The organism is Synechococcus sp. WH 5701 (assembly GCF_000153045.1).
Lineage (GTDB): Bacteria > Cyanobacteriota > Cyanobacteriia > PCC-6307 > Cyanobiaceae > Regnicoccus_A > Regnicoccus_A antarcticus.
Genome location: NZ_CH724166.1, coordinates 34,549 through 36,357 on the forward strand (window position 1 = coordinate 34,549; position 1,809 = coordinate 36,357).

Below are 1,809 nucleotides of genomic sequence, written 5' to 3' on the forward strand. Positions count from 1 at the left end.
TTGTTTATTACATTGATAATCGTGACTACACCCTTGCGATGGACATTCAACAATCGATCAACTTGAGCATCATGCGCAAGTTTGAAGAACAAGGGATTGAATTTGCGTTCCCAAGTCAGACGCTTTATCTCGAGGGCAATGGGATTTCCGCGGGTGCAGCGCCCTCTTGAGGACGCTGCTTCTGATCGCTAGATCGACGTCCAAACCACACACTGCCGATCACCAACAACACCGCAACACCCACAGCGGCAGTCGGCAACAAACGTCTGGAGGTGGATCGCCCTAAGCGGCCATCGGAATGCTGGTCATCACCCGAAGCGAGGTCATTGGCTCTTGATTCTTGAAATTGAAGTTGACGGCATCGGCTGCACAGAGTGCTGTTGATGCCACTGCTTTTCAACTTGAAGCCAAAACGTCCAGGGATCTCAACGGGAGTCCCACAGCTTCTGCAGGTGAGGGTGAACACGGTCTTGGCCAGGAACGCCGAAACCGGTTTACCACCCTCCGAAGATCTAGGGGTGACACAACACAACCAAAAGGTTGGGTGTCTGGCAGGATTCCACTAGCCCTGCTGGTGATCGTGCCGCGTTATCAAGCCCGCGTTCTGGTCCACCTGCGCCCCTCTGTGCTGGATCCTGCTGGAGAAGCGGCAAAAGGTGCCGCAATCCGTCTGGGCGTGGATGGGATTAGCAAACTGCGCATCGGGAAAGCTGTTGAGTTGGACATTGACGCCCCGAATGAAGAAGAGGCCCGTCGACGGCTTGAACTTCTGAGCGATCGACTTCTCGCCAACCCAGTCATCGAGGACTGGTCCCTGGAGCTCCAGGATTCATGACGATCGGGGTTGTTGTTTTTCCTGGTTCCAACTGCGACCGGGATGTGCAATGGGCAACCGAGGGATGCCTCAACCTGCCCACACGTCGGTTGTGGCACGAAGAAACCGATCTCAGCGGGTTGGATGCTGTTGTGCTTCCAGGAGGCTTTAGTTACGGCGATTACTTGCGTTGTGGAGCTATCGCCCGATTTGCACCGGTGCTCCAGTCCTTGATGGACTTCGCGTCGAAAGGCGGGCGAGTTCTAGGCATCTGCAACGGCTTCCAAGTGCTAACGGAATTGGGATTGCTCCCTGGAGCCCTCACCCGCAATCAAAACTTGCACTTCATTTGTGAGGACGCACCACTCCATGTTTCAAGCAGCCGCACTGGCTGGCTGAAGGCCTATGGCAACGCTGCTTCGCTCGTGCTGCCCATTGCCCATGGAGAAGGTCGTTACCAGTGCAGCAACGACACCTTGAAACAACTTCAAGATGAGGACTGCATTGCGCTTCGATACGGCGCAAACCCCAATGGTTCAGTGGACGACATTGCTGGAATCACCAATGCGTCGGGCAATGTTCTTGGGCTAATGCCTCATCCTGAGCGCGCCTGTGATCCAGCCACCGGTGGCACCGACGGTCGCAGCATGCTGAACGCGCTGCTGAACTGATGATCCAGCGCCGTTCGCTGCTGATCTCAGGAGCGACTGCTGCGCTTGGCGCTCTGCTGGAAGGACACGCCAACATCCCAGCCAAAGCATCGACACCTCGCCTGCCACCACTCCGCCAGGGATCCCGCTTACGCGCCGTCAATCCGGGCACATGGATCGAGCCAGAGACAACATTTGATGCCCTGATCGACCGTTGCGCCGCCCAGGGTTGGACCCTGGAGATTCCGCCTTCAGTGACGGAGCAATGGCGATATTTTTCCGGCCGAGACCATGAACGAGCTGGCGAGCTGGCGAGGGCTTGGGCAGATCCCAGCATTGATGCCG

At 56.6% G+C, this 1,809-nt stretch carries 3 protein-coding genes; all 3 read left to right on the forward strand.

Annotated features, from left to right (window positions below; all coding sequences use genetic code 11):
• The first annotated feature begins 544 nt into the window (after window positions 1-544).
• Window positions 545-835, forward strand: a complete 291-nt coding sequence (gene purS, locus WH5701_RS15535; protein WP_006173539.1) for a phosphoribosylformylglycinamidine synthase subunit PurS — start codon at window positions 545-547, stop codon at window positions 833-835.
• Window positions 832-1,485 (forward strand): phosphoribosylformylglycinamidine synthase subunit PurQ, encoded by a 654-nt coding sequence (gene purQ / locus WH5701_RS15540; RefSeq protein ID WP_009790175.1) that lies wholly within the window; start codon window positions 832-834, stop codon window positions 1,483-1,485. The genes purS and purQ overlap by 4 nt, the downstream gene beginning before the upstream one ends.
• Window positions 1,485-1,809, forward strand: a 325-nt coding sequence (locus WH5701_RS17075; protein WP_198005229.1) for an LD-carboxypeptidase, incomplete at its 3' end; no start/stop codon positions are given. The genes purQ and WH5701_RS17075, both read left to right, overlap by 1 nt.

What these genes read in the sequence shown, in the direction of transcription:
- purQ (WP_009790175.1), top strand. Translation starts at nt 832, where the DNA reads ATGACGATCGGGGTTGTTGTTTTTCCTGGTTCCAACTGCGACCGGGAT.